The sequence below is a fragment of the Paenarthrobacter sp. DKR-5 genome (assembly GCF_018531425.1).
Taxonomy (GTDB): Bacteria; Actinomycetota; Actinomycetes; order Actinomycetales; family Micrococcaceae; genus DKR-5.
Genome location: NZ_JAHBOI010000003.1, coordinates 112,114 through 138,063, shown reverse-complemented (window position 1 = coordinate 138,063; position 25,950 = coordinate 112,114). Strand labels below are relative to the sequence as shown.

The following is a 25,950-nucleotide window of genomic DNA, read 5'->3' as shown; positions in this document are numbered from 1 at the left end:
GACGCGTGCCTGAACCAGTCTCCACCGGCCTTTCCGCCAGCTACGCCCTGACCCTTTCCTGCGCCGACCAGCCCGGCATCGTCCACGCGGTCTCGGGCGCGCTGCTGGCTGCGGAGGGGAACATCACCGAGTCCCAGCAGTACGGCAGCCCGGACAGCGGGCGTTTCTTCATGCGCGTGGAGGTGGCGACCGCTCAGCCGGCAGCCGAACTGCAGGCGCATCTGGCGCCGGTCGCCCAAGCGTTCGACATGGACTGGCAGCTGAACCCGGTCGGCGCCCCCGTCCGGACCCTGGTGATGTGCTCCAAGGACGCGCACTGCCTCAATGATCTGCTGTTCCAGCAGCGTTCCGGCACCCTGCCGATCGAAATCCCCGCCATCGTGTCCAACCATCAGGACCTGGCCGAACTGGCGTCCTTCTACGGGGTGCCTTTCCACCACATCCCGGTGACGGCGGAGAGCAAGCCCGAAGCCGAGGAAGCGCTGCGGCGGCTGATCGAGGAGCACGACATCGAACTGGTCGTCCTCGCGCGCTACATGCAGATCCTCAGCGACGATCTGTGCCGTGACCTCACCGGCAAGGCGATCAACATCCATCACTCGTTCCTGCCCTCCTTCAAGGGTGCGCGGCCCTACGCCCAGGCCCATGCCCGCGGGGTGAAGTTGATCGGTGCCACCGCCCACTACGTCACAGGCGATCTGGATGAGGGACCGATCATCGAGCAGGAAGTGATCCGGGTGGACCACGCCCACACCCCTGAGCGGCTCGCCGCCCTCGGTCGCAGCGTCGAAGGCCGCACCCTGGTACAGGCCGTCCAGTGGCACGCCGAACACCGCGTGCTGCTCGACGGGCGCCGCACCATCGTGTTCAACTAGGCCGCCGCGTACGGGAGCGCCCGCTGCCCCGCAGCCGCCGAAGCGGGCCCGGCCCGCGGCAACCCGGCCTGGGCCAGGACGGCCGCCAGGCCGGCCGACTGCGACGCCGTTTCCCAGGTCCAGCGGACCACCCGGAGACCAAGGGCACGCAGCCGGTCCTCCCGTTCCTTTTCGGCGATGACGACTTCGGACGGCGTCCGCCCCCTCAGATACTCGGACTTCATGTACTTCACGCGGCCGTCGAACTCCCCCACCAGGCCGACGTCGGGCCAGTAGAAGTCGGTGTCGGCCACGTGCCCGAGCCTGTCCTGGAACCGGTGCTGAAGCTCGGGCGCCGGAAAGCCCAGCTGCGCCATCCGCACCCTGCTGATCGATTCACCCGGGGACATGGCGCGGCCGTCAGCGAAGGCCAGCAGTTTGTCCGCCTTCCTGCGCTGCGCACCGCTCGTGAGCAGATCAGCCGCGGACTGCAGCTCGTCCGGCAGGACAACCCTGCCCTTCCTGTCTTCCGCCGGCAGCGGCTCGCTGTTCAGGAGCCTGTCCAGAATGGCGATTGCCCAGTGGATGGGTTGCCCGAGCGCGACGGTGAGGGCCGTCTCAACCTTGTCCGTCACCGCCGCGCCACCGATCCAGGTGCACGGGAGCCCGTCAAGGAGCCGCACCCGGCGAACCACGCCGTTCGAGCTGCGCCTGCCGGTGCCCCGCGGGACGGCAACGAAAACCTCGGACGGCACGGAGGGAAGCGGAAGGCCCCAGAGAATTGCCGCGCTCTCCCCCGCGAACGTGGGCACGGCCTTGGCCGTGGCGGAAACCGCCGCGAGCCTCGCCCGGTACCTGGTGACGCCGTCGAGCGCCGCCCAGGCTTCGGCGTCGGCGTACTGACCATGCCGGAGCCTCACCAGTTCCAAGGACAGCGCCCGGCGGGCGAGCTGGCGTGGCCACTGCTCCTCATCAGGCCGGCTGGCAGCACTGAGAATCGGAAGGGGCGGCGGCGTCGTCGAAATGCTCATCGCCCCACTGTGCGTCCTGCCACGCGGGGTGGCCACCGCTGCTCGAGCCGATGTGCATCGTTGGCACTTCGGCCTTGCTGCGGAGGGAGAGTGGAGGCGGAGAGGACGCCGGGGCCTGCCGAGTGCCGTTAGCAAGGTGGACCGCGGATAGGGGAATTCCCCTATCCGCGGTCCAGGTTCCTCACCGCGGTGTCCAGGTTGCTCACCGGGGTGTCCAGGTTGCTAACTCAGCCGTCCGGATTGCTCACGCGACCCGAGCCCCGACGGAACTTGCCGAGCCCCACGCCGCCCCAAGATCCGCCCTCAGTCCAGCCGGATGGGCCCCAGCTCGTCGAGCAGGTCCCCCGGGCCCAGGTTCTCCGGCGCTGACGAGCCGCCCAGGTGCTGCACCACTCCCCAGACGGCGTTGAGGCCGGTGGTGACGGCGCCTTCGGCCCAGCCTGCGGTGAAGGAGATGTCGTCCCCGGCCAGGAAGATGCCGCGCTGGTGCTCGGGCAGCCCGTCCTGCTTGAAGTGGCTGAAAAGCCGCTGCTGGTAGCGGTAATGGCCGGGCAGGTTGGCCTTGAACGCACCCATGAAATTGGGGTCGGCCTCCCAGGAGACGGTGATCGGCTGGCCGATGATGTGGCTGGCGATGTCCACCCCGGGATAGATCTGGCGCAGCGAATGCAGCATCAGTTCCACCCGCTCCTCCGCCGAAAGCGCCAGCCACTTCAGCGCGTCGTCGTTCCAGGTGTAGGAGAGCAGGATCAGCGCCGGCTTGTCCGGCCCGTCGTCGAGCAGGTACGTCGCCCGGTTGAGCCGGTCCGTCAGCGTCATGGAAAGGACGTCGCGCCCGGTGGCCGGATCGATGTCCTTCCAGAACGGCCGGTCCACCATCACGAACGTCTTCGAGGACTGCATGTAGTGCGAGCGCTCGATGGCGGTCCACATCTCGGGCGCGAACAGCGACTCCTGCGTGTGGATGCGGGTGGAGAGCAGCCACGACTGGCAGGTGGTGACGACGGCGCGGTATTTCGCGGCACGCCCCCAGCGCTCCTGCACGAGCAGGTCCCCGTCCGCGCCGCGGGCGATCCGGGCGACCGCTCCGCGGGGTGCGCCGCCGTGCAGCGAGGACAGCGAGGTGCCCTCGGGCCAGTGCACCATGCCCGACGGCGCGTGGTTCCACAGTGCCTCGGGCAGCCGCTGGGCGCCCCCGACGATCCGGCGGTGCCCGTCGTCGGCGTCGGTGTAGACCACGCGCAGGATCTCCAGGATCGAGTTGGGAAAGTCCGTGTCCCAGCCGCCGGTGCCGAAGCCGACCTGGCCGAACGCCTCGCGGTGCGCGAAGCCGGCTTCCTTGAAGGACTTGCTCTCGGCAATGAAGCCGTAGAAGGTCTTCTCATCCAGCTCGGGCAGCAATGCGTTCCAGAGTTCCTTGATCCGCGCCGTGTCGCGGGACCTGATCGCTTCCTGCATCTCGGCGAAGGCGGCGCCGTCGTTCACGGCGGCCTTCCAGGCATCGGCCACCTCCGTGAAGAACGCGGGCAGGTCCGCCGCGGTGCGCGCGTAATACGACTGGCCCTTGAGCTCGATCACGGTGCTCGGCGTGACGTCGGCGAGCGGATTCGGGAACGCCAGCGTCGGCAGGCCCAGCAAATCCAGGTAGTGGTAGAAGGCGCGGCCGGAGACCGGGAACCGCATCCCGCCCAGGTCGGCGACGACGTCGGGCGCGGACGGGAAGCTGGCCGTGCGCAGTCTTCCGCCGATCCGGTCCGACTCGTAAATGACCGGCCGCAGCCCGAGCTTCATCAGCTCATAGGCGGTCACCAGCCCGGAGAGCCCCGCGCCGACGACGGCGACCTCGGTGCCGTGCAGTTCCTCCGGCACCGAACCCAGCCCGGCGGGGTGCTGCAGGTACCGGTCGTAGCTGAACGGAAAATCCGGATTCAGCATCGTGACGGGAGCCCCGGTGTCCTCCGACGGAAGTTCTGTTGCAACGGTCATGCCTGCCCTGCTTTCACTTCATCGCGCCCGGTGTCGGCGGCGCTGTCCACTGCCAGTCCACGGTATTCCTGCTCCCCGAGCGCCGCCAGCCGTGAGTGCCGGCGGCCGTACCCGAGGTAGGCGGCCACGCCGACCAGCATCCAGATCCCGAAGACGACCCAGGTGGATCCTCCGAGGTTCGCCATCAGGAACGCGCACATCAGCGCCCCGAGCACCGGGGTGACCGGGTAGAAGGGCACCCGGTAGCTGCGGGCGAGTTCGGGCCGGGTCCGGCGCAGGTGGATGACCGCGATGTTCACGAGGGCGAAGGCGAACAGCGTGCCGATGCTGGTTGCGTCCGCGAGCTCCCCGAGCGGGATCAGCCCGGCGGTGAGGGCGACGACGACGCCGGCGATCAGCGTTCCGGCCACCGGGGTGCCGGTCCGGCGCGAGACCCTGCCGAACACCTGCGGCACCAGACCATCCCGGGACATCGAGAGCAGGATGCGGATCTGCCCGTAGAGCACGGTCAGCACGACGCTCGCAATGGCCAGGACGGCTCCGACGGCGAACGCGAAGGCAATCCAGGGCTGCCGGGTGATTTCCTCCATGATCTGCACGAGCGCGGCCTCGGTCCCGCTGAACCAGGTCCAGTCACGGGCGCCGATGGCCGCGACGGCCACCAGCACGTAGAGCGAGGTGATGATCACCATGGAGAGCAGGATGGCGCGCGGCAGGTCGCGCTGCGGATTGCGCGCCTCTTCGCCGGCAGTGGAGGCGGCGTCGAACCCGATGTAGGAGAAGAACACCCGGGAAGCGGCGGCCGAGACGCCCGCAGCGCCCATGGGCATCAGCGGTTCGAAGTGGCCGGCGTTGAAGGCGGAGAACGCGACGGCGCAGAAGAACAGCAGAATCACGATCTTCAGGCCCACGATCGCGGTGTTGACCCGGGCGCTCTCCTTGGCGCCGCGGACCAGCAGCACCATCGCGAGCAGCACGATGACGGTGGCGGGGACGTTGAACACACCGCCGTCCGGGCCGGGCGGCTGGCTGAGCGCATCCGGCAGCGCCGCACCGAAAGCGGCGAGGGCCTGGTTGACGTACTGTCCGGCCCCGACGGCGACGGCGGCCACGGAGACGGCATACTCCAGCACCAGGCACCAGCCGCAGATCCAGGCCATGCCCTCGCCCAGGGTGGCGTAGGTGTAGGAGTAGCTGGATCCCGCGACCGGGACCAGGCCTGCCATTTCGGCGTAGGAGACGGCCGAAAAGAGCGCAGCAACGCCGGCAATGACGAAGGAGATCCAGATCGCGGGTCCGGCCACGGGCACCGAATCGCCCAGCACGACCAGGATGCCCGTGCCGAGGGTGGCGCCGACGCTGATCATGGTCAGGTGCAGGACCCCGAAGCTGCGGACCAGCGAGCGCCCGTCGGAACCGGTGCCGGCCTCACTGGTGAGCTGGGCCAGCGGCTTGCGCCGGGCGAGCTGGCTGCCCAGCCGGGGCCTGGCGTGCGGGGCAGCACCATCGGGTGCGGGGAGGATGCCGGAGCCGGCCAGGCCCCGGTCCGGCCGGGAAGTTTGCACAGGAGCAGTCATCGTTGACGTCCAATCGTGAGTAGGGGCGGATTCCCGTGCTCCACGCTAGGCTGTGAGGCAGCTCTCAGGTCGGTGCATTTTGGCCTACTCTTGGCAGTCATGGGACAGATTGCACCACCGGAGCCGGAGAGCCGGCTGAGCTTTGTCACGCTTACCCAGTTCCTGGCGAGCCTGCCGCCGGGCCCGAACATCCTGTACGACGCCGACGACCGTTCGCTACTGCGCTGGGTGGAGCCGAGCGAACTCGAGGACCCGACGCCGTACCTGCTCGACGGCGAATTCGTGCTCACCGCCGGGCTGCCGTTCGTCGGCGAAGGCGGCAGCCCGGAGCGCGTGGACGCCTATGTGCGCAGGCTCGTCGGCGCCAAGGTCTGCGCCCTCGGGTTCGGCCTCACGCCCTACCACGACGCGGTGCCGGCGGCTCTCGTCGAGGCCTGCCGGAAGCACCGCCTCACGCTCGTGGAGGTTCCGCCGTCGGTGCCGTTCGCCGCCGTCGGCCTGGCCTTCGCACAGCTGCTCGAGTCGGACAGCGCCAAGGCATTCCGCCAGCTCGCCGAGGCGAACCGGCAGCTGATGCGGGCCGTCCTCTCCCGCCGGCCTGAACACGAACTGCTGGCGGCACTGGTGCAGCGCGTGCCGTCCTGGGCCGTCCTGATCGGCGCCGACGGCAAAGTCCGGGCGAGGGCCGGGAGCGCCGGGCTCGAGGCGTCGGCGCTGGGACCGCTGGCGGCGCGCCTCCTCTCCGGCAGCGGGCCGCGGGTGGAGATCGAGACCTTTGACCTTCCGGGGGCCCGGCAGGTCATCGGCCATCCGCTGCGCAGCGCCCGGGACGACAACCTCGGCGCCTTGCTGATCGGCGGCGAGGACCGGCTGACGCCGGCGCAGAACAGCGTGGTGTCGGCCGCCGTCGGGCTGCTGGAACTCCTCGCGCGCCAGCGAACGAGCGGCTCGCTGGCCCCGGGTCAGCTCGCCACGGCGCTGCTGCTGCACCCGGACCGGGACGGCGGCGGCATGAGCGCCGCGCTGCAGGACCTGCTCTGGCAGAGCCTCGGCGCCGGCCGTGCAGGTCCGGTCCGCGTGGTCCAGGGCGTGAAGGTCGAAGCCCCGGCGTGGCCGGCGGGAGACAGTCCGGTGCGCGAGCTCCTGCAGTGGCGGCGCCTCTTCGACACAAAGCTGGTTGAAATGACCGGCTACGGCTTCGCGGCCGTCACCCGCCTGAAAGTCGACGACGGCGTGCTGGCCGAGGCGGAGAAGCTGGGCTGGCGGCTGGTGGTCAGCGAGGCCGTCACGGCAGGGAAGCTGCCGGAGGCCTACCGCCAGGTGAGCGCGCTGCGGGCGCGGGCAGCCGCCACCCGCGAGAGCCTGCGGATCGAGGAGCTGAGCTGGACTGCCACGGGCCTGATCGGCCGGGAGGCGGGCAGCATGCTGGCCTCGAGGCTGTTCGCACCGCTGGAGGGCCTGGACGAGGACCGGCGGCAGCACCTGACCGAGGTGCTCCGGGCCTGGCTGGGCCACAACGGCAGCTGGGACGCGACCGCGAAGGCCCTGGGCCTGCACCGCAACAGCGTGCGCCGCCAGATCTCCCTGGCCGCGGAGCTGCTTGGCGCGGACTTGAACGACACGCAGACCCGGACGGACCTGTGGATCGGCCTGCAGTACCTGCCGTAGCCGGCCCGTCCGGCCTCAGCCGCGGGGCTGCTGCTCCCACCGGCGGTACAGCTCCGGCCGGCGTTCCCTGAGGTACGGCACCCGACCGCGCGCCGCGGCCGCGGCGTGCGGATCGACGCTGGCGAAGAGCAGTTCGTCGGCCGGACCGGCCTGTGCCAGCAGTTCGCCTTCCGGCCCGACGACGACGCTGCCGCCGAGGAAGTGCTCACCTTCTTCCGTGCCGCTGTGGTTCGCGTAGCCGATCACCAGCTGGCTCTCGAGCGCCCGGGCGCGCACCAGCACCTGCGGGACGGACTCGAAACCGTCCGCGAGCGCAGTCGGCACCAGCAGCAGCTCGGCGCCCCGGTCGGCGGCGGCCCGCACGGCTTCCGGGAATTCGACGTCGTAGCAGACCAGCAGCGCTGTCCTGACCCCGTTCCATTCCGCCACTGCGGGGGGCTCCTCGGCCGGGACGAAGGCCGCGCGCTCCTCGGAGCCGAACAGGTGCACCTTGGCATACTCGAGCACCGTCCGCCCGCCGCTGTCCACCAGCGTGGCGGTGATCCGCCACCGGCCGTCCGGACCCACCGCGGGCAGCGAATACACCAACGCGATCCGGTGGTCCCGGGCGATACCGGCCAGCCGCGCCGCCAGCTCGGGCAGCAGCTGGGGGTCCAGTTCGGCGCGGACCCGCGCCGGGGCGTAGCCCACGGGAAACAGCTCCGGGGTCAGCAGCAGTTCGGCGCCCGCCTCCGCGGCGGCCGCTGCCGAGGCAGCGATCCGGCGCAGATTCTCCTCCGGCTCCAGCACCGCCGCCTCTGCCTGCAGCACAGCCAACAGCATGCAATCCCGTCCCTTCAGTCACGGCCCCGTCCCGGTCCCCCGCGGGCGCCGGCTCCGGCGCCTTGCCCCAGCGTAGTCCGGCCGCCGGGGACCGGTACGGGCAAAACATCCCGGCGCAGCTACGCCGGGGACGAATGGCCACACCGGGTTCCTCCGCGTCCATGGCAGCGCCCGGCTAGGCTGGGCCCATGGCACACCTTCATCCCTTCAACGGCGCCGCTCCCCGCGTGGACGCGAGCGCTTTCCTGGCTCCCACCGCGACCCTCATCGGCGACGCCCGGCTGGCCGAAGAGGCCAGCGCGTTCTACGGCGTCGTCGTGCGCGCCGACACCGCCGCCATCTCGGTGGGCGCCGGCAGCAACCTGCAGGACAATGTGGTGCTGCACGCGGACCCCGATTTCCCCGCCACCGTCGGAGCCGGCGTCAGTATCGGCCACGGCGCCGTCGTCCACGGCTGCACGGTCGAGGACGACTGCCTGATCGGCATGGGCGCCACCGTGCTCAATGGAGCAGTGATCGGGGCCGGGTCGCTGGTGGCGGCGGGGGCCGTCGTCCTGGAGGGCACCGTCATCCCGCCGCGTTCCCTCGTCGCAGGGGTGCCGGCGAAGGTACGCCGGCAGCTCACGGACGAGGAGTTCGCGGGCGTCCAGGCCAACGCGGCCCACTACCGCCGCCTCGCCCGCGAACACAAGGCCGTGCACGGGGCCTGACGCCCGAGAGGCGGCGGAGTATCCTTCCCGTCATGACCGAGGCTGCTGCTTCCCTGACCGGCTGGCTTCTGGACTCCGACCCGGCTCTGCGCTGGCCGGTGGAACGTGACCTGGCCGGTGCGGCAACCGAGGTTTGGCAGGCCACACGCGCCCGGGTCGCCACCGAAGGCTTCGGCGCCCGCCTGCTCGCCCTGCAGGAGCCGGACGGCGAATGGGCCGGGGGCGCCTACTTCCCCGCAGACTTCGACTTCCAGGGCCCGGAGGCAGCGCCGGGAGCCGGCCAGCCGTGGACCGCCACCACCTGGGTCCTGAACACGCTCCGGGAGTGGGGCCTGGACGCCGGCGCCCTCGCCGGCACGGCCGGCCGCCTCGAGGCCAACAGCCGGTGGGAATACGAGAACCTGCCGTACTGGACCGGCGAAGTCGACGCCTGCATCAACGCCTACACCCTCGCCAACGGTGCCTGGCTCGGCGCTGACGTCTCGGCGCTCGCGGACTGGTTCCTCGCGCGCCGGATGGACGACGGCGGGTGGAACTGCGAGTGGGTCAACGGCTCCACCCGCTCCTCCTTCCATTCCACCCTCAACGCCCTGCAGGGCCTGCTCTACTACGAGGCCGCCACCGGAGGCAGCGACCCGCTGCGGGGCGCCCGCAAGAGCGCCGAGGAATATCTGCTTACGCGCCGCCTCCTCTACCGCCGCTCGACGGGCGCCGAAGTCGGCCCGTGGGCCGCCGTCTTCGCCTACCCGTTCCGCTGGCAGTACAGCGCCCTGCGGGCCGTGAACTACTTCCGCGCTGCGGCGCTCCACGACGGCAACCCGCCGGATGAGCGCCTCGAAGCGGCCGTCGGCGTGATCCGCGAAGCCCGCCGGCCGGACGGCACCTGGCTCCAGGAGCACCGCTTCCCGGGCCGCGCCTGGTTCGAGGTCGACGTCCCGCCGGGGGAACCGTCCAAATGGCTCACCTTCCACGCCGCCCGGGCCCTGGCGTGGTGGGACGCCGGCAGCTGATGCACGCCTGCCCCTGAGCCGTTCTTCAGCCTGCCTTGAGCTGTTCCTGAGCTTTCGCACGCATAGAGAGGGTTAATGTAGCAGCGCCGTGTTGCGTTAACTTCTTGACCTCAAGCAGCAAATGATGCACGCTTCTTCCTATGACCGCTGACACGCGCTCGACGACGAGCCGGCACCGCAACCCTGGATCGCAGACAGCCCTGCGCCACCTGAACCAGCAGCGGATCATCGAGACCCTTCTGAGTACCGGCCCGTCCACGCAGGCGGAACTTTCCCGGCAAACGGGCCTGTCCACGGCCACCGTGTCGAACATCGTGCGCGTGATGGCCGAGAGCGGCCTCGTCTCCACTTCCCCGACCACCAGTTCGGGCCGCCGCGCCCTGTCGGTGACGCTCAACAGCAACGGTGCCGTCGCCGTCGGCATCGACTTCGGCCGGCGGCATGTCCGCGTCGCGCTGGCCAACCTCGGCTACCAGTCCCTCGCCGAACGGGCCGTCGCGCTTCCACTCGGACACAGGGCCAGCGAAGGCATCGAGGCCGCGGCCGAACTGCTCGACACGCTGCTCGACGAAACCGGCATCAGCCGCTCGGCGCTGATCGGCGCCGGCGCCGGCATCCCGGGCCCCATCGACCGGCGCAGCGGCACCGTCGTGCAGGGCGCCATCCTGCCCGAGTGGGTCGGCATCAACATCCTCCAGGAGCTGGAGCACCGGCTGCAGATGCCGGTCTACGTGGACAACGACGCCAACCTCGGCGCCCTTGCGGAGGTCACCTGGGGGCCGCACAACGCGGCGAGCAACCTGATCTTCGTGAAGATCGGCACCGGCATCGGCGCGGGCCTGATCCTCAACGGCGCCCCGTACTACGGCAACATCGGCATCACCGGCGAAATCGGGCACGCCACCATCGCCGAGCACGGCCTCGTCTGCCGCTGCGGGAACCGCGGCTGCCTGGAAACCGTCGCCTCGACCTCGATCATGATTGAGCTCCTCAGCCGCGGCACGCCGTCGCCAATCTCGGTGGAGGACATCGTGCGGCAGGCGCGGCAGGGCGACGCCGCGACCCTGCGCGTGATCGACGACGCCGGCCTCGCCATCGGCCGGGCGCTAGGCAACGTCGCAAACCTGATCAACCCGGAAGTCATCGTTGTCGGAGGCCCGCTGGCGGACATCGGCGACGCCTTCCTCGACCCCATCCGGCGGGGCCTGCAGCGCCATGCTGTGCCCATGGTCGGCGAAACAACCCTGGTGGCGATGTCCTCGCTGGGAGAACGGGCGGAGGCGCTCGGGGCCGCCGCCCTCGTCTTCCAGCACACCGGCATCCGCCGTTGATAAATCCGGCCGTTACCGAGTCGTTGCGTTAAAGACTTGACGACAACGCCGCGGCATTGTTTACTTTTCTGCAGGCGGAAATCGCCTGGAAGTTTGACGGACAGCGTAGTCACCCTGGAGGCGGAGTGAACGACCCAGTAATCCTCGAGATGCGATCGATCACCAAGGAATTTCCCGGGGTGAAAGCACTCTCTGATGTCTCGCTCACGGTCAAGGCCGGCGAGATCCACGCGATCTGCGGCGAAAACGGCGCCGGCAAGTCGACCCTCATGAAGGTCCTCTCCGGGGTGTACCCGCACGGGACCTACGACGGGCAGATCATTTTCCAAGGCTCCGAGGTCCAGTTCAAGGACATCCGTTCCTCCGAGCACGCCGGCATCGTCATCATCCACCAGGAGCTGGCGCTGATCCCCGAGCTGTCGATCACCGAGAACATCTTCCTCGGCAATGAGCCCGTCAAGCGCGGGGTCATCGACTGGTCCGAAGCCCGCGTCCGGGCCACCGAGCTGCTGGCCCGCGTGGGCCTGCGCGACGATCCGGACATTGCGATCAAGAACATCGGCGTCGGCAAGCAGCAGCTGGTCGAGATCGCCAAGGCGCTGAACAAGTCCGTGAAGCTGCTGATCCTGGACGAGCCCACCGCTGCACTGAACGAGGAGGACTCCCAGCATCTGCTGGACCTGCTCCTCGGGCTGAAGGCCAGGGGCATCACCTGCATCATGATTTCGCACAAGCTCAACGAGATCGAGCAGATCGCCGACTCCATCACCATCATCCGCGACGGCAAGACGATCGAGACGCTCGACGTCAAGGCGCAGGGCGTGGATGAGGACCGGATCATCAAGGGCATGGTCGGTCGCACCATGGAATCGCGGTTCCCGGACCACGAGCCCACGATCGGTGAGACCTTCTTCGAAGTGAAGAACTGGACCGTCCGGCACCCGCAGGTCGCCGAGCGCCTGGTCTGCAAGAACGAATCGTTCTTCGTCCGCCGCGGCGAGATCGTCGGCTTCGCCGGGCTCATGGGGGCCGGGCGCACCGAACTGGCCCGCTCGATTTTCGGCCGGTCGTACGGCAACTTCGTGCGCGGGCAGATCATCAAGGACGGCAAGGAAATCACGCTCAAGAACGTCAGCCAGGCCATCGAAGCCGGCCTGGGCTACGTCACTGAGGACCGCAAGGTGCTGGGCCTGAACCTGCTCGACGACATCAAAGCCACCACCGTGTCGGCGGCGCTGAAGAAAATCACCCACGGCATCGTCGTCGACGACAACGAGGAATTCCTGGTCGCGGAGAAGTACCGCAAGTCACTGCGCACCAAGGCTCCGACCGTCAACGAGGGCGTCTCGAAGCTCTCCGGCGGCAACCAGCAGAAGGTGGTGCTGGCGAAATGGATGTTCACCGACCCGGACCTGCTCATCCTGGACGAGCCCACCCGCGGCATCGACGTCGGCGCCAAGTACGAGATCTACGGGATCATCCAGCAGCTGGCGAACCAGGGCAAGGGCGTGATCGTCATTTCCTCGGAACTGCCCGAGCTGCTCGGCCTCTCCGACCGGATCTACACCATCTTCGAAGGCTCCATCACCGGGGTACTGGACAAGAACGAAGCCAGCCAGGAAAGCCTGATGAAACTCATGACCGCGGCGAAGAAGTCCGCCTGACCACCGCCTGATCTTTGAAGGACAAAACACAATGAACGCTCTCAAACAATTATTTGGCGGCAACTCCCGCCAGTTCGGGATGATCTTCGCCCTGATTGCCTTGGTGGTGCTGTTCCAGATCCTCACGGGCGGACTCACCCTCACCCCGGACAACGTCATCAACCTCTTCAACGGCAACGCCTACATCCTGATCCTGGCCATCGGCATGGTGCTGGTCATCATCGCCGGCCACATCGACCTCTCGGTCGGCTCGGTGGCCGCGTTCGCCGGCATCGTCGTCGCCATCACGATGCGCGACTGGAACCTGCCGTGGTACGCCGGGCTGCTGATCGGCCTGGTCCTCGGCGCGCTGATCGGCGCATGGCAGGGCTTCTGGGTGGCCTACGTCGGCATCCCCGCCTTCATCGTCACCCTGGCCGGCATGCTGCTCTTCCGCGGCGCCAACCAGTTCGTGGGCAAGTCCAACACCGTCCCGGTCCCCTCCGATTTCCAGGTCCTCGGCGCCGGCTACCTGCCCGAGGTCGGTCCTGACACCGGGTACAACAACCTGACCCTGCTCATCGGCATCCTGCTCGTCGTCGCCCTGATCTGGGGCGAGATCCGCCGCCGCCGCAACTACGCCAAGATCGGCGCGGAGACCCCGCCGGCGTGGGTTTCGGTGGTCAAGATGATCCTGATCAGCGCAGCGGTGCTCTACGCGACGTACCTGTTCGCCACGGGGCGTCCCGGCACGTCCTTCCCGATCCCGGGCCTGATCCTGGCCGTGCTGGTCGTGATCTACAGCTTCGTCTCACTCCGCACCGTCGTCGGCCGGCACGTCTACGCGGTCGGCGGCAACCGGCACGCCGCGGAGCTCTCCGGCGTGCAGTCCAAGAAGATCAACTTCCTGGTGATGATGAACATGTCGATCCTGGCCGCCCTGGCCGGCATGATCTTCGTCGGCCGCTCCAGCGCCTCCGGCCCGTTCGACGGCGTGGGCTGGGAACTCGACGCAATTGCCGCCGTGTTTATCGGTGGCGCAGCTGTCACCGGCGGCGTGGGAACCGTCGTCGGCTCCATTATTGGTGGTCTGGTTATGGCCGTGCTGAACAACGGCCTTCAGCTGCTCGGCGTTGGCGCCGACCTGACCCAGATCATCAAAGGCCTTGTCCTCCTCGCAGCCGTCGCCTTCGACGTCTACAACAAGAGCCAGGGCCGCAAATCGATCATTGGTCTTCTGATGAGCAACTTCGGTTCCAGCAGCAAGAGCGAAACCACTGATACGACTGAAGTGATCTCCAAAGAGGCCTGAAAAGGCAGTGTTGCCGACCAGGCGGGCGCCCGCACCGGGCGCCCGCGGAAGTCTCCTACGAAAAGAAAGTGAATGACAATGCTGAACATTGGCAAAAAAGCTAAATCAGTTGCAGCCATTGCCGCGATCGCAGCGGTCGCCCTGACCGCGTGCGGCCGCTCCGAGAGCACCAGCGCCGGCGCGTCGGGCGGAGCCAAGGGCTTCGACAAGAGCTCGCTGATCGGTGTCGCCCTGCCGCAGAAGACCTCCGAGAACTGGGTCCTGGCGGAAAAGCTGTTCAACGACGGTCTGTCCAGCGCCGGCTACAAGGCTGACGTGCAGTTCGCCAACGGTGGCGTGTCGGAGCAGCAGAACCAGATTTCCTCCATGGTCACCAAGGGCGCCAAGGTCATCATCGTCGGCGCCATCGACGGTTCGCAGCTGGGCACCCAGCTGAAGCAGGCCAAGGATGCCGGCGCCACCGTCATCGCCTATGACCGCCTGGTCAAAAACACCGACGCGGTGGACTACTACGTCGCCTACGACAACTTCAAGGTTGGCGTGCTGCAGGGCCAGGCCCTGCTGGACGGCATGAAGGCCAAGAAGGCGTCCGGCCCGTACAACATCGAACTGTTTGCCGGCTCCCCCGACGACGCCAACGCCAAGGTGTTCTTCGACGGCGCCATGAGCGTCCTGCAGCCGAAGATCGACGACGGCACCCTGAAGGTCGTTTCCGGCCAGAAGAGCTTCGAGCAGGCCGTTACCCAGGGCTGGAAGGCTGAGAACGCCCAGAAGCGCATGGACACCCTGCTGGCGGGCAACTACAACAGCACCCCGCTCGACGGCGTCCTCTCCCCGAACGACACCCTGGCCCGTGCGATCCTGACCTCGGTCAAGGCCGCCGGCAAGCCGACCCCGATCGTCACCGGCCAGGACTCCGAGGTCGAGTCCGTCAAGTCCATCATGGCGGGCCAGCAGTACTCCACCATCAACAAGGACACCCGCAAGCTGGTCGAGCACGCCATCACCATGGTGAACGACCTGCAGGCCGGAAAGACCCCGGAGACCAACGACACCAAGTCCTACAACAACGGTGTCAAGGTTGTCCCGGCGTTCCTGCTGCCGCCGGTCATCGTGACCAAGGCCAACGCCAAGGAAGCGTACGCGAACGACCCGACGCTGTCCCAGTACACCAAGTAGCACCAGCACACCAAGTAGCACCAGCACGTAAAAAGGACCGGTCCCCGCACGGGGGCCGGTCCTTTTGCCTGTGCGGGCGCAGGCCTCCGTGCTCCTACGCCGCGCCCTCGGATTCCACGGGCAAGCCCGCCAGCCGCCACTCCAGCATCCCGTCCTGCAGCCGGCGGCCGGCGCGTCCGTGCGCCCGGAGCACGTCAAGCGCGTCATAGGCGAGCACGCAGTAGGCGCCGCGGCAGTAGGCGCCGCGGCAGTAGGCGACGACGTCGGCACGCTCGGGCAGTTCCGAGATGCGCGCGGCGAGTTCATCGAGGGGAATCGAGACGGCACCCGGGATGTGGGCGGCGCGGTACTCCTCCCCCGGACGCACATCGAGCACTGTGACGGCGCCGGCTTGGGCCCTGGCCAGCAATTCCTCGCGGGTGAGCTCCTCCCCGCGTTCCCCGTGCGGGCCGCCCAGCCCGAGGTAGGCGGCGCGCTTCAGTTCCACATCCGCCACCCGGTCGCGGGCGACCGAGCGCAGCATGCTGTACAGCCGCAGCACGTCCGGGCCGGCGACGTCGTAATGGATCCGTGTGCCCTCCCGGCGCGTCGTCACGAGCCCGGCCTGGCGCAGGCTCTGCAGGTGGGCGGAGGCGGTGCTCAGGCCGAGGCCTGCGGCAGCCGCCAGGGCTTCCACGCTGCGCTCCCCCTGGCTGAGCAGGTCCAGCAGCTCGAGCCGCTTGCCGCTGCCCAGGGCCTTGCCCACCCGCGCGAACTCCTCGAACAGTGCGGACTTCCCGGCCCGGTCTCCCATGCGCTCCTCCATGACTCCGTGCAATACTGGAACAACAGTATTCCATGTTTCTTTGGAATACCAGATGTCCGGACAACCGGCACGGAAGGAATGACATGGAATTGCGGGGCCGCCCCATCACGCTCGGTCTGCGCCAGAACCTTGCCCAGTTCGTCCTCCTGGTCTCGGTGAACGCGCTGGTCGGCGGCACCTTGGGACAGGAACGCACCGTGCTGCCGCTGCTGGCCGGGCAGGTCTTCCACCTCGACCAGTACACCAGCGCCCTGACCTACATCCTGGCCTTCGGCCTCGCCAAGGCCGGCATGAACTATTTCGCCGGCACGCTCTCGGACCGCTACGGACGCAAACCCGTCCTCGTGGCCGGCTGGCTGGTCGCCATCCCGGTGCCGCTGCTGCTGATCTTCGGACCGTCCTGGGGGTGGATCGTGGCCGCCAACGTGGTCCTGGGCATCAGCCAAGGGCTGACGTGGTCCACCACCGTGGTGATGAAAATGGACCTCGTCGGGCCGTCCCGCCGGGGCCTGGCCATGGGCCTGAATGAGGCCGCCGGCTACCTCGGCGTCGCCGGCACCGCTCTCGCCACCGGCTACATCGCCGCGGGCTACGGCCTGCGCCCGGGGCCGTTCCTGCTCGGCGCCGCCTACATTGCGCTCGGCCTCGGCCTGTCCGTGCTCGCCGTGCGGGAGACCCGCCACCACGTGGCGCTGGAAGCGGCCAACCACACCGCTGCCCACGCCCAAGCCGGCGCCGGCCTGAGCACCCGCGAAATCTTCACGCTGACCAGCTTCCGGGACAAGTCGCTCTCCTCGGTCAGCCAGGCCGGCATGGTGAACAACCTCAACGACGGCCTCGCCTGGGGCCTGTTCCCGGTGCTCTTCGCCTCCGCGGGCCTGTCGGTGGGCCGGATCGGCATCCTCGCCGCGGTCTACCCGGCGGTCTGGGGCGCGGGGCAGCTGGTCACCGGCGCGCTCTCGGACCGGATCGGACGCAAGGGCCTGATCGTAGGAGGCATGCTCGTCCAGGCCGCCGGCCTGACGATGACGGCCTTCGGCACCGGCTTCGGCCTGTGGCTCGTCGCCGCCGTCCTGCTGGGCGCCGGCACCGCCATGGTCTACCCGACGCTGCTGGCCGCCATCGGCGACGTCGCCCATCCGCAGTGGCGGGCCCGCTCGGTCGGCATCTACCGGCTCTGGCGCGACGGGGGCTTCGCGGTCGGCGCCCTGCTCGCCGGCCTGGTCGCCGACGCCTTCGGCATCCCGGCGGCGATAGCCGTCGTCGCAGCACTCACCGCCGCCTCCGGGCTGCTCGTCGCCGTGCGCATGCGCGGCAACGACCACACCTGACACTATGGTTCCCATGACCCCGCCGTTCATCGTCCCGCCGGCCCTGCTCTCCTCCGCGGACCCGGATCCGCTCGCCGCCACCGGCCGGCCGCTGCGCTGGGGCGTGGTGGCCACCGGCCGGATTGCCGGCACCGTCACCACGGATCTGGCCCTGCTGCCGGATGCTGTGCTGCACGCCGTCAGCTCCCGCGAGGCGCGCCGCGCCCGGGCGTTCGCGGACCGCTTCGGTTTCACCGCGTGGTACGCCGACGACGAGGCCGCCTCCGGTTACGAGAAGCTGGTGGAGGACCCGGACGTGGACGTCGTCTACATCGCCACGCCGCATGCCCAGCACCACGCTGTCGCGAAGGCCGCCCTCCGGTCCGGCAAGCACGTGCTGTGCGAAAAGGCGTTCACCATCAACACCCGGGAGGCCACCGAACTGGCGGAGCTGGCCCGCGCCAATAACCTCTTCCTGATGGAGGCGGTGTGGAGCCGCTTCCTGCCCAGCATGAACCGCGCGTGGGAAATCGCCGCCTCCGGCGAGATCGGCACCGTGCAGTGGGTCAGCGCCGACCTGGGCTTCCCGGCCCCGCCGGATCCGGCGGCGCGCATCTGGGCCCCGAAGGACGGCGGCGGCGCGCTGCTGGACCTGACCGTCTACCCGCTGCTGTGGGCGTGGGGAACGCTCGGGCTCCCGCAGTCCGTCACCGCCGTCGGCACTCTCACCGGCGACGGCGTCGACGCCCAGAACGCCCTCGTCCTCGGGTACTCCTCAGGCGCGCAGGCGCAGCTCACCTCGTCCCTGCTGGCGCACTCACCGCGCACCGCCGTCGTCTGCGGCAGCGAGGGCTGGCTGCGGGCGGACGGGTCCATCAACAACCCCTCGGAACTCTCGGTCCGGATCGGCTGGGGCGACGTGCGCACCGAGTCCTTCGACGTCGTCGGCCGCGGCTACGTCCACGAACTGCGGGAAGTCACCCGCTGCATCCAGCAGGGCCTGACGGAAAGCCCGACGATGCCGCTGGAGGACTCGCTTGACACGATGCGGCTCTTCGACGGGATCCGGGCCCAGCTCGGCGTGCACTATCCCGGCGACCGGCGCTGACGCCGTCGGTTCGAACCGCAAGCCCCTGTTGCCCGGCCGCGCCACTGCCGTACACTGGCGCTTACTGCACATGAGTTCGGCAAAACCGCTGGGGGTGCGCCATGAACGAACACCACTCTGCCCTGCTCCATCTCGAGGAGGAGGAGGCCACTTGTACCCTGCCCGCCGGGCAGGGAACGATGGTGATCCGCACCTGGTCCGAGGAAGGGCACGAGCAGCCTTTCAGGGCCAGGCTGACTTTCTCGGACGCCGGTGACGAAGGACAATCGGTCATCGTCACAGCCGATCCCGAGCAGGTCCTGGCGGCCGTGCGCGCATGGCTCGCGCAGGGCCTCCGTTAAGGGCGCCTGCCGTCCTGCCTCCCGCCCCCGTACGGCGGGAGGACTTTAGTCCATAGACACCGCAACGCCCTCTCGCCATGCTGAAATGCGGGGAAAAGCCCACCCGGGCAGCCCCGCCGGCCCGACGAAAGCATCGGTGCTGCCTGCTTCGGCAGGGGGCACCGGGAATGAACAGGGGGCATGCGTGGACGCAATCCTGAGCCCGGCTTGGGAACTCAGCCTGTTGGGATTCTGGCAGCTCACGCGCACCGGCGTGCCGGTCGACGTGGGAGCCCGCCAGCAGCGCTTGATCGCCGCCCTGGCCCTGCTGGGGCCCCGCTCCCGCCAGTTCATCGCCGGCCTGCTCTGGCCGGACAGCCCGGAGGCGCAGGCGGCAGGGAGCCTGCGCACCAGCCTGTTCCGCATTTCCCACCAGCTGCCGCTCCTGCTGCACTGCACTCCGGCTTCGCTCAGCCTCGCCGACGGCGTGCGCGTTGACTTCCGCGAGGTGCGGCAGCTGATCGCGTCCGTGCAGAACGGCCACGCGCAGCCGCCGGAGCACAGCATCGACGTTCTGCAGGCAGCGGACCTGTTGCCCGGTTGGTACGAAGACTGGGTGATGTTCGAGCAGGAGCGCCTGCAGTTGCTGCGCCTGGACGCGCTGGAAACCATGGCCGCCCGCTTCCTTGACGCCGGTGACGTCCCCCGCGCCATCGAAGCCGCCCGGGTGGCCGCCTCGATCGAACCGCTGCGCGAAAGCGCCCAGCAGCTTCTGGCCCGCAGCCACCTGCGGGCCGGCAACCAGGCGGCCGCAATCCGCAGCTTCCAGCAGTTCCGGCTCCGCCTGCAGCGCGAGCTCGGGGTAGCGCCTTCGCGCAGCTTCGCGGACCTTTTGAACGTGCCATCCTCCGCCGCTCCGGCCCAGTAGAGCCTCCCCGGGTCCCTTCTCCGGCCCGGGTATCCGCCGGGAGCCACCGGCAAACCCACGAAAAGAGGCACGTCATGCGCGGCAGGATCCTGATCAGTACCTTCAGCGTGCTTGCGCTGGTTGCGGCGATGTTGCTGGCCGGGGCGTGGACGCCCGGGCCGGCCGCCACCGCCGCCACCGCGGCGGGCTCCATCCCGGAGGCACGCGACCTCCCGTACCTTGACCGGGTGGAAACCGCCTCCACGGCTGTGCCGACCGCCGCCGGTCCGGTGCGGGCGGACAGTGCGCAGGAGAGCGCTCGCACGCACGGCAAAGCGGTGGCGGTCTCTGTCGCCACCAGCAACTGCAACGGCTGCTCGGCCACAGCCACCACATTCCAGGTCGTCTACAACGGCGGCAGCGACGTTGCCGCCGACAATTCCGCCACCGCGTCGTCCAGCTGCTCAGGCTGCTCCTCCTCGGCCGTGTCGGTCCAGCTGGTGGTGGCGCGCCACGGCCGGCTCACGGTCAACAACCGGGCGCTGGCGCTGAACACGCGCTGCACCAGGTGCAGCACGACGGCGGCTGCCCTGCAGTTCGTGATCGCCGGAGGCAGCCGCCGCGACCTGTCGGAGCGGGCCGAAGCCCTGATCGCCCAGCTGCAGCGGCAGCTGGCGGACCGGCTCAACCAGGCGCGCAAGGCGTCGCCGCAGCTGCGCCTGGCTGAGCCCAACGCCCAACGCCTCGCCGACGACACCGCCGCCCGGCTGCAGAAGATCATCCTCCCCGATCTTGGCGCCGGCACGGTGCAGCGCGCGGTGGACGTCAAGCTCGGGTAGCTGCGGCGCGCCCAACGGTCGTTGCGGTAATGCGGGGGTAACGGCGCTGTAACAGTCCGCCCTATTTACTGTGGAGATCGTTTGCGAAGGCAATCGATTGGAGAAATCAAAGGAGGTGAATATCAAATGGAGAAATTGACCATCGCGGAACTTGCGGACGAAAACGTCGAATTGCTTCCCTCCCGGGAAACTCTCGCTGTGGGCCATGCGAACTGGGCCCAGATCGTTGCCTCGAATTCGTCCAGCGCAGTGAACGCGCTCACGCTGCTGTCTCAGGCGAACAGCGCCGCTGTCCAAACCATCGCCCTGTCACAGCAGTGAGACCGGGCCGGACTGCCGGTCGGGCCTGCCGACCGGCAGCATCGAAAGGACGTGCGCCATGACGGCACCACCCGTCCTCTGCTCGGCGGACCTCGATGCAGAGTCCGCCCTGCTGCTACCGGCACGCGAAACGATGTCGTTGGACTTCACCATCGATGTCGCGCCGGTCGTTGGCGTGAACCTCGCGTTCGCCATCAATGCAGCAACCATCGGTTCCACGGCCAACGCCGCCGCTTTGCAGCATCTCGCTTCGATGCGGTAGGCCCCGGCCGCGGGCCAGGATCGCGGGCACGGCACGCTTCGGCGCGGCGTGCCCGCGATTCCCCACTCCCCCGGACGTGCGGACAAAGGCAGACACCGTGGACTTCGCCTCCCTTGAGCCGGCCCCGGCCCCGCCGCGGGAACAGCGGTGGCGGCTGGCCGAGGGCGTGTCCTTCCTCGGCCCGCTGAACGGTTCCGGGCTCGCAGCGGAGAAGTTCCTGATCCGCCGGCCAGACGGCCAGATCGTCCAGGTGTCAGCGCTTCTCCAGCTGATCCTCACCGCGACCGCGGAACACCGCCTCCCGGCGGACCAGGCTGCGCACGTCACCCGCACCTGCGGCCGGGAGCTCCCGGTCGAGCTGCTCGGCCAGGTCATCGAGCGCAAACTGCGCCCGCTCGGCCTCGTCCACGACGCCGCGGAGGACTCCGGTGCGGACCGCGCAGCACCGCCGATGGCCGCACCGCTGCTCGCCCTTCGGCTCAAGGGGACCCTGCTGCCGGCGGCGGCCAGCCGCCGGGCCGCCGCCGTGCTGGCCCCGCTGTACAACCCACCCGTCGTCGTCGCCGTGGCAGGCGGCCTGCTGCTGCTGGACGGGACCCTGCTGACCTCAAGCGACCTGCTGGCGGCCTTCGGCCAGATCCTGCTGACCCCGGCCCTGCTCCTGGGGCTGTTCGTGCTGATGATGGCAGGGGCGCTGGTGCACGAGCTCGGTCATGCCGCCGCCTGCTGTTACGGCGGGGCGCGGCCGGGTGTCATCGGCTTCGGGGTGTATCTGGTCTTCCCGGCGTTCTTCACCGACGTCACCGACTCCTACCGGCTGGGCCGGGCCGGCCGGCTGCGCACCGACCTGGGCGGCCTGTACTTCAACGCCTTGTGCGTGCTGGCCGCCGGCACCGGTTACCTGCTCACCGGCAGCGGCGTGCTCCTGCTGTTCGTTTTCGCCACCCAGGTCCAGATGCTGCAGCAGCTGCCGCCGACAGTGCGGCTGGATGGCTACTTCGTTCTCTCCGACCTCGCCGGGGTCCCGGATCTCTTTGCCCGGGTGGGGCCCGTGGTCCGCAGCCTGCGCCCGGGCGCGGCCCCTGATCCGCGGGTGCTGGAGCTGCGTCCGGCTTCCCGGCGCATCGTGACGGCCTGGGTACTGACCGTCATCCCGTCCCTGTTCCTGCTCCTGGGCTGGCTGCTGTGGAACCTGCCGCTGCTCGCCGGGCAGACCGCGGCCGCGCTCAGCGCGCATGCGCGCCTGTTCGCGGCCGCGGTGAACGCGGCCCATCCACTCGAGGCAGTGTTGTCCGCGCTGTCGATGGTGCTGCTGCTGCTTCCGGTGGCCGGCATAGCGGTCATCCTGCAGCAGCTTGGCGCCGGAGTGCTGCGGCTGGTCCGCGCCCGGCTCTGGGTGTCGGGCTGGGTGCCTCGGCAGGCCGAGCCGCGGCGCTTCCCGGCGGGCAAGCACTGGAACTGGGCAGCACTGCCGGAGGCCGCGACGGCGGTGCCCGTCCAGCTGCGCCGGGGCCCGGCGCACCTGCGGCGGAACCCCGGAGCGCGCGCGTACCTCAGGTCCGCGCTGCTGCCCCGGACGTCCGGCCGCACGCGACGAACGCCCTGACAACGACGGCGGCCCCGGCCCTCGGAGCGAGGGTCGGGGCCGCCGTCGTGTCGGCATACCGCGGCTAGACGGCCAGGCGTGCCTTCAGGTTCTCGTCCAGCGCGCCGAGGAAGTCCTCGGTGGTCAGCCATTCCTGGTCCGGACCCACGAGCAGGGCCAGGTCCTTGGTCATCTTGCCGGACTCGACGGTCTTCACGACGACGTCTTCCAGGGTCTCGGCGAAGTTGACGACATCCGGGGTGTTGTCCAGCTTGCCGCGGTGCATCAGGCCGCGGGTCCACGCGTAGATCGAGGCGATCGGGTTGGTGGAGGTGGGCTTGCCCTGCTGGTGCTGGCGGTAGTGCCGGGTCACCGTGCCGTGGGCGGCCTCGGCCTCGACGGTTTTGCCGTCCGGGGTCATCAGCACGGAGGTCATCAGGCCGAGCGAGCCGAAGCCCTGGGCCACGGTGTCGGACTGAACGTCGCCGTCGTAGTTCTTGCAGGCCCAGACGTAGCCGCCCTCCCACTTCATGGCGGAAGCCACCATGTCGTCGATGAGCCGGTGCTCGTAGGTCAGGCCGGCGGCGTCGAACTGGTCCTTGAACTCGTTGTCGAACACCTCCTGGAAGATGTCCTTGAACTGGCCGTCGTAGGCCTTGAGGATGGTGTTCTTGGTGGACAGGTACACCGGGTACTTGCGCTGCAGGCCGTAGGCGAACGAGGCGCGGGCAAAGTCGCGGATCGAGTCGTTGAAGTTGTACATGCCCATGGCGACGCCGCCGTTCTCGGGGAACGTGACGACTTCCTGCTTGATTTCCTCCGAGCCGTCGGCCGGCGTGAAGGTCAGGGTCAGGGTGCCGGCGCCGGGAACCTTGAAGTTGGTGGCGCGGTACTGGTCACCGAACGCGTGGCGCCCGATGATGATCGGCTTGTTCCAGCCCGGCACCAGGCGCGGGATGTTGGAGATGATGATGGGCTCGCGGAAGACGACGCCGCCCAGGATGTTGCGGATGGTCCCGTTCGGGGAAACCCACATCTTCTTCAGGCCGAATTCCTCGACGCGCGCCTCGTCCGGAGTGATTGTCGCGCACTTGACGCCGACGTTGTGCTCCTTGATGGCGTTCGCGGCGTCAACGGTGACCTGGTCGTCGGTGGCGTCGCGGTTCTGGATGGACAGATCGAAGTACTTCAGGTCCACATCCAGGTACGGGTGGATCAGACGGTCCTTGATGAACTGCCAGATGATACGGGTCATCTCGTCGCCGTCGAGCTCTACGACGGAGCCGACGACCTTGATCTTTTCAGACACGCGGTCTCCTTGTGCTTCCGGGGCCGCCGATTGTTCCCATGGCCCCTGTGTTTACGGGGATTTCTCCAGACCCAACTATGCCACAGCGGTTTGCGGCCTCACGAAACGCTGCTAGTCCGAGGCGATGACGGAGAAAACGAGCAGGCCTGCGGCGCCCAGGGCGAGCAGGACGACGTCGAACAGCTTGCCGCGGGCCGCGAAGGGCTCCGCCTCGGGGCGGCCCATGCCCCGCAGCACCGCCAGCAGCACCAGCAGCGCGGCCAGCAGCCGGCTGGCCGCGCGGAAATTCACCGTCACGGCCAGCACGACGACGAGCGCCAGCACCGGCACGACCACCCAGAACAGGCGCCGCCCGGGAGCGAAGGGGCCCCGACCGCCCGGCGTGGACCCCTTGGGGGCCGGCGCGTTCGATCGGGTCATGCCCTCGACTTTAGTGGAAGAAATGCCGGGCACCCGTGAGGTACATGGTCACGCCCGCGGCCTTGGCGGCCTCGATGACCTCTTCGTCCCGGACGGAGCCTCCCGGCTGCACGACGGCGCGCACCCCGGCGTCCAGCAGCACCTGCAGGCCGTCCGCGAAGGGGAAGAACGCGTCGGACGCGGCGACCGACCCCTTGGCACGGTCCGTGTCCCCGCCGAGAGTGCGGGCCCTGTCCACGGCCAGGTGGCAGGAATCCACCCGGTTGACCTGGCCCATGCCGACGCCCACCGAGGCGCCGTTGTTGGCCAGCAGGATGCCGTTGGACTTCACCGCGCGCAGCGCCGTCCAGGCGAACTTCAGGTCCGCGAGCGTGGCCTCGTCGGCCGCCTCGCCGGCAGCGAGCGTCCAGTTCGCCGCGTCGTCGCCCTCGGCGTCGAGACGGTCCGCGGTCTGGGCGAGCATGCCGCCGGAAACCTGCCGGAACTCGACGGCCTCGCGGCCGTAGCCGTCCGGCAGGGTGAGCAGCCGGATGTTCTTCTTGGCGGAGAGGATCTCCACCGCTTCGGGCTCGAACGCCGGGGCGATGACGACCTCGGTGAAGATGCCGGCGACCGTGCGTGCCATGCCGGCGGTGACCGTGCGGTTCGCCGCGATGACGCCGCCGAAGGCCGAGACCGGATCGCAGGCGTGCGCCTTGGCATGCGCGTCGGCGATCGGGTCCTCGGCGTCCGGCGCCGCCACCGCGATGCCGCAGGGGTTGGCGTGCTTGATGATCGCCACGGCGGGCTCGTCGAAGTCGAAGGCGGCGCGCAACGCGGCGTCGGCGTCCACGTAGTTGTTGTAACTCATCGCCTTGCCGTGCAGCTGGTCCGCCTGGGCGATGCCGGGAAGGGCCTGCTGGTCCACGTACAGCGCGGCCTGCTGGTGCGGGTTCTCGCCGTAGCGCAGCACCTCGGCACGTTCGAGCGCCACCCCGGCGTAGGCCGGCCAGAAGCCTTCTTCCTGCGCCAGTTCCTTGGCGGTCCACGCCGCCACCGCGTTGTCGTACGCGGCGGTGTGGGCGAACGCGAGCGCGGCGAGCCGGCGTCGGGCAGCCAGGTCGAAGCCGCCCGAGGACGCAGCGGCGACCACGTCACCGTAGCTGGCCGGGTCCACGACCACTGCCACGGAGGCGTGGTTCTTCGCGGCGGCGCGCACCATGGAGGGGCCGCCGATGTCGATCTGCTCGACGACGTCGTCCTGGCCGGCGCCGGACTTCACGGTGTCCACGAACGGGTAAAGGTTCACGATCACCAGGTCGAAGGGCTCGATGTCGAGGTCCTTGAGCTGGGCGACGTGGTCATCGCGCCGGCGGTCGGCGAGGATGCCGGCGTGGATCCGCGGGTGCAGCGTCTTCACGCGCCCGTCGAGGGTTTCGGGGAACCCGGTGATCTCGGCGACCTCGGTGACCGGAACGTTCGCGGCGGCGATGGCCTTCGCGGTGGACCCCGTGGAGACGATGGTGACCCCGGCCCGGTGCAGCCCGGTGGCGAGATCCTCCAGCCCGGTCTTGTCGTACACCGAGATCAAAGCCCGGCGGATGGGAACACGGTCAAGGGACGTCAAGCTCACGGAAGTCTCCAGAGGTCGCTTTGGTGGGA

The 25,950-nt window shown here is 69.0% G+C and carries 24 protein-coding genes; 16 read left to right on the top strand and 8 right to left on the bottom strand.

Annotation, left to right across the window (positions count from 1 at the left end; genetic code table 11):
• Positions 1-5: 5 nt before the first annotated feature.
• On the top strand, positions 6-875 hold the full coding sequence (purU, locus tag KIH31_RS06935) for a formyltetrahydrofolate deformylase (RefSeq protein WP_214426374.1): 870 nt from the start codon (positions 6-8) through the stop codon (positions 873-875).
• Here purU and KIH31_RS06930 read toward each other — a convergent pair.
• From KIH31_RS06930 to KIH31_RS06920, 3 genes are all read right to left on the bottom strand, one after another.
• Entirely contained in the window at positions 872-1,885 is a 1,014-nt protein-coding gene (locus KIH31_RS06930; protein ID WP_214426373.1) for a hypothetical protein, read from the bottom strand. The two genes, purU and KIH31_RS06930, sit on opposite strands and share 4 nt — an antisense overlap.
• Before the next feature lie 303 nt (positions 1,886-2,188).
• Complete coding sequence (locus tag KIH31_RS06925; RefSeq protein WP_214426372.1) at positions 2,189-3,871, bottom strand: NAD(P)/FAD-dependent oxidoreductase; 1,683 nt, start codon at positions 3,869-3,871, stop codon at positions 2,189-2,191.
• A complete protein-coding gene (locus tag KIH31_RS06920; protein ID WP_214426371.1) occupies positions 3,868-5,448 on the bottom strand; it encodes an amino acid permease in 1,581 nt (526 codons plus the stop codon). Before KIH31_RS06920 ends, KIH31_RS06925 begins: the two co-directional genes overlap by 4 nt.
• A gap of 99 nt (positions 5,449-5,547) precedes the next feature.
• Between KIH31_RS06920 and KIH31_RS06915 the strand changes: the two genes are divergently transcribed.
• Positions 5,548-7,116 (top strand): PucR family transcriptional regulator, encoded by a 1,569-nt coding sequence (locus tag KIH31_RS06915; RefSeq protein WP_214426370.1) that lies wholly within the window; start codon positions 5,548-5,550, stop codon positions 7,114-7,116.
• A 15-nt stretch (positions 7,117-7,131) separates the two neighbouring features.
• Here KIH31_RS06915 and KIH31_RS06910 read toward each other — a convergent pair whose 3' ends face one another.
• Positions 7,132-7,938, bottom strand: a complete 807-nt coding sequence (locus tag KIH31_RS06910; protein ID WP_214426369.1) for a nitrilase-related carbon-nitrogen hydrolase — start codon at positions 7,936-7,938, stop codon at positions 7,132-7,134.
• Positions 7,939-8,126: 188 nt separating this feature from the next.
• Between KIH31_RS06910 and KIH31_RS06905 the strand changes: the two genes are divergently transcribed.
• The 6 genes from KIH31_RS06905 to KIH31_RS06880 all read left to right on the top strand — a co-directional run bounded on the left by KIH31_RS06905 (position 8,127) and on the right by KIH31_RS06880 (position 15,123).
• Positions 8,127-8,648, top strand: coding sequence for a gamma carbonic anhydrase family protein (locus KIH31_RS06905; protein ID WP_214426368.1), 522 nt, complete (start codon positions 8,127-8,129; stop codon positions 8,646-8,648).
• A 32-nt stretch (positions 8,649-8,680) separates the two neighbouring features.
• Positions 8,681-9,658, top strand: a complete 978-nt coding sequence (locus KIH31_RS06900) for a squalene cyclase (protein ID WP_214426367.1) — start codon at positions 8,681-8,683, stop codon at positions 9,656-9,658.
• Positions 9,659-9,798: 140 nt separating this feature from the next.
• The gene (locus KIH31_RS06895; protein WP_214426366.1) at positions 9,799-10,989 is read left to right on the top strand and encodes an ROK family transcriptional regulator; all 1,191 of its coding nucleotides are present in this window, start codon (positions 9,799-9,801) and stop codon (positions 10,987-10,989) included.
• Positions 10,990-11,138: 149 nt separating this feature from the next.
• The gene (mmsA, locus tag KIH31_RS06890; RefSeq protein ID WP_214426785.1) at positions 11,139-12,653 is read left to right on the top strand and encodes a multiple monosaccharide ABC transporter ATP-binding protein; all 1,515 of its coding nucleotides are present in this window, start codon (positions 11,139-11,141) and stop codon (positions 12,651-12,653) included.
• Positions 12,654-12,684: 31 nt separating this feature from the next.
• On the top strand, positions 12,685-13,944 hold the full coding sequence (gene mmsB / locus KIH31_RS06885) for a multiple monosaccharide ABC transporter permease (RefSeq protein ID WP_214426365.1): 1,260 nt from the start codon (positions 12,685-12,687) through the stop codon (positions 13,942-13,944).
• A 78-nt stretch (positions 13,945-14,022) separates the two neighbouring features.
• Positions 14,023-15,123, top strand: coding sequence for a sugar-binding protein (locus KIH31_RS06880; RefSeq protein WP_214426784.1), 1,101 nt, complete (start codon positions 14,023-14,025; stop codon positions 15,121-15,123).
• Between the two features lie 94 nt (positions 15,124-15,217).
• Here the strand turns inward: KIH31_RS06880 and KIH31_RS06875 are convergent, their stop codons facing one another.
• Positions 15,218-15,916, bottom strand: a complete 699-nt coding sequence (locus KIH31_RS06875) for a metalloregulator ArsR/SmtB family transcription factor (RefSeq protein WP_214426364.1) — start codon at positions 15,914-15,916, stop codon at positions 15,218-15,220.
• 95 nt (positions 15,917-16,011) lie between these two features.
• On the opposite strand from KIH31_RS06875, the gene KIH31_RS06870 reads away from it, so the two are divergent.
• From KIH31_RS06870 to KIH31_RS06835, 8 genes are all read left to right on the top strand, one after another.
• Entirely contained in the window at positions 16,012-17,259 is a 1,248-nt protein-coding gene (locus KIH31_RS06870) for an MFS transporter (protein WP_214426363.1), read from the top strand.
• 13 nt (positions 17,260-17,272) lie between these two features.
• A complete protein-coding gene (locus KIH31_RS06865) occupies positions 17,273-18,346 on the top strand; it encodes a Gfo/Idh/MocA family protein (RefSeq protein WP_214426362.1) in 1,074 nt (357 codons plus the stop codon).
• A gap of 101 nt (positions 18,347-18,447) precedes the next feature.
• A complete protein-coding gene (locus tag KIH31_RS06860) occupies positions 18,448-18,687 on the top strand; it encodes a hypothetical protein (protein WP_214426361.1) in 240 nt (79 codons plus the stop codon).
• Between the two features lie 184 nt (positions 18,688-18,871).
• Complete coding sequence (locus KIH31_RS18390; protein WP_214426360.1) at positions 18,872-19,594, top strand: bacterial transcriptional activator domain-containing protein; 723 nt, start codon at positions 18,872-18,874, stop codon at positions 19,592-19,594.
• A 74-nt stretch (positions 19,595-19,668) separates the two neighbouring features.
• Positions 19,669-20,412, top strand: a complete 744-nt coding sequence (locus KIH31_RS06850) for a hypothetical protein (protein ID WP_214426359.1) — start codon at positions 19,669-19,671, stop codon at positions 20,410-20,412.
• A gap of 126 nt (positions 20,413-20,538) precedes the next feature.
• Entirely contained in the window at positions 20,539-20,733 is a 195-nt protein-coding gene (locus KIH31_RS06845; protein ID WP_214426358.1) for a hypothetical protein, read from the top strand.
• A gap of 58 nt (positions 20,734-20,791) precedes the next feature.
• Positions 20,792-20,995 (top strand): hypothetical protein, encoded by a 204-nt coding sequence (locus KIH31_RS06840; protein WP_214426357.1) that lies wholly within the window; start codon positions 20,792-20,794, stop codon positions 20,993-20,995.
• A gap of 97 nt (positions 20,996-21,092) precedes the next feature.
• Positions 21,093-22,601, top strand: coding sequence for a hypothetical protein (locus KIH31_RS06835; RefSeq protein WP_214426356.1), 1,509 nt, complete (start codon positions 21,093-21,095; stop codon positions 22,599-22,601).
• A 64-nt stretch (positions 22,602-22,665) separates the two neighbouring features.
• On the opposite strand, the gene KIH31_RS06830 is transcribed toward KIH31_RS06835, so the two are convergent.
• The 3 genes from KIH31_RS06830 to purH form a co-directional block, all read right to left on the bottom strand.
• Positions 22,666-23,889 (bottom strand): NADP-dependent isocitrate dehydrogenase, encoded by a 1,224-nt coding sequence (locus KIH31_RS06830; protein WP_214426355.1) that lies wholly within the window; start codon positions 23,887-23,889, stop codon positions 22,666-22,668.
• 111 nt (positions 23,890-24,000) lie between these two features.
• Positions 24,001-24,309, bottom strand: a complete 309-nt coding sequence (locus KIH31_RS06825) for a hypothetical protein (RefSeq protein ID WP_214426354.1) — start codon at positions 24,307-24,309, stop codon at positions 24,001-24,003.
• A gap of 10 nt (positions 24,310-24,319) precedes the next feature.
• On the bottom strand, positions 24,320-25,921 hold the full coding sequence (purH, locus tag KIH31_RS06820) for a bifunctional phosphoribosylaminoimidazolecarboxamide formyltransferase/IMP cyclohydrolase (protein WP_214426353.1): 1,602 nt from the start codon (positions 25,919-25,921) through the stop codon (positions 24,320-24,322).
• Positions 25,922-25,950 lie beyond the last annotated feature (29 nt).

What these genes read in the sequence shown, in the direction of transcription:
- KIH31_RS06920 (WP_214426371.1), bottom strand. Translation starts at nt 5,448, where the DNA reads ATGACTGCTCCTGTGCAAACTTCCCGGCCGGACCGGGGCCTGGCCGGC.
- KIH31_RS06895 (WP_214426366.1), top strand. Translation starts at nt 9,799, where the DNA reads ATGACCGCTGACACGCGCTCGACGACGAGCCGGCACCGCAACCCTGGA.
- KIH31_RS06915 (WP_214426370.1), top strand. Translation starts at nt 5,548, where the DNA reads ATGGGACAGATTGCACCACCGGAGCCGGAGAGCCGGCTGAGCTTTGTC.
- KIH31_RS06930 (WP_214426373.1), bottom strand. Translation starts at nt 1,885, where the DNA reads ATGAGCATTTCGACGACGCCGCCGCCCCTTCCGATTCTCAGTGCTGCC.
- KIH31_RS06880 (WP_214426784.1), top strand. Translation starts at nt 14,023, where the DNA reads ATGCTGAACATTGGCAAAAAAGCTAAATCAGTTGCAGCCATTGCCGCG.
- KIH31_RS06900 (WP_214426367.1), top strand. Translation starts at nt 8,681, where the DNA reads ATGACCGAGGCTGCTGCTTCCCTGACCGGCTGGCTTCTGGACTCCGAC.
- KIH31_RS06860 (WP_214426361.1), top strand. Translation starts at nt 18,448, where the DNA reads ATGAACGAACACCACTCTGCCCTGCTCCATCTCGAGGAGGAGGAGGCC.
- KIH31_RS06845 (WP_214426358.1), top strand. Translation starts at nt 20,539, where the DNA reads ATGGAGAAATTGACCATCGCGGAACTTGCGGACGAAAACGTCGAATTG.
- mmsB (WP_214426365.1), top strand. Translation starts at nt 12,685, where the DNA reads ATGAACGCTCTCAAACAATTATTTGGCGGCAACTCCCGCCAGTTCGGG.
- KIH31_RS06865 (WP_214426362.1), top strand. Translation starts at nt 17,273, where the DNA reads ATGACCCCGCCGTTCATCGTCCCGCCGGCCCTGCTCTCCTCCGCGGAC.
- KIH31_RS06875 (WP_214426364.1), bottom strand. Translation starts at nt 15,916, where the DNA reads ATGGGAGACCGGGCCGGGAAGTCCGCACTGTTCGAGGAGTTCGCGCGG.
- KIH31_RS06910 (WP_214426369.1), bottom strand. Translation starts at nt 7,938, where the DNA reads ATGCTGTTGGCTGTGCTGCAGGCAGAGGCGGCGGTGCTGGAGCCGGAG.
- KIH31_RS06870 (WP_214426363.1), top strand. Translation starts at nt 16,012, where the DNA reads ATGGAATTGCGGGGCCGCCCCATCACGCTCGGTCTGCGCCAGAACCTT.
- mmsA (WP_214426785.1), top strand. Translation starts at nt 11,139, where the DNA reads ATGCGATCGATCACCAAGGAATTTCCCGGGGTGAAAGCACTCTCTGAT.
- KIH31_RS06825 (WP_214426354.1), bottom strand. Translation starts at nt 24,309, where the DNA reads ATGACCCGATCGAACGCGCCGGCCCCCAAGGGGTCCACGCCGGGCGGT.
- KIH31_RS06905 (WP_214426368.1), top strand. Translation starts at nt 8,127, where the DNA reads ATGGCACACCTTCATCCCTTCAACGGCGCCGCTCCCCGCGTGGACGCG.
- KIH31_RS06925 (WP_214426372.1), bottom strand. Translation starts at nt 3,871, where the DNA reads ATGACCGTTGCAACAGAACTTCCGTCGGAGGACACCGGGGCTCCCGTC.
- KIH31_RS06850 (WP_214426359.1), top strand. Translation starts at nt 19,669, where the DNA reads ATGCGCGGCAGGATCCTGATCAGTACCTTCAGCGTGCTTGCGCTGGTT.
- KIH31_RS06840 (WP_214426357.1), top strand. Translation starts at nt 20,792, where the DNA reads ATGACGGCACCACCCGTCCTCTGCTCGGCGGACCTCGATGCAGAGTCC.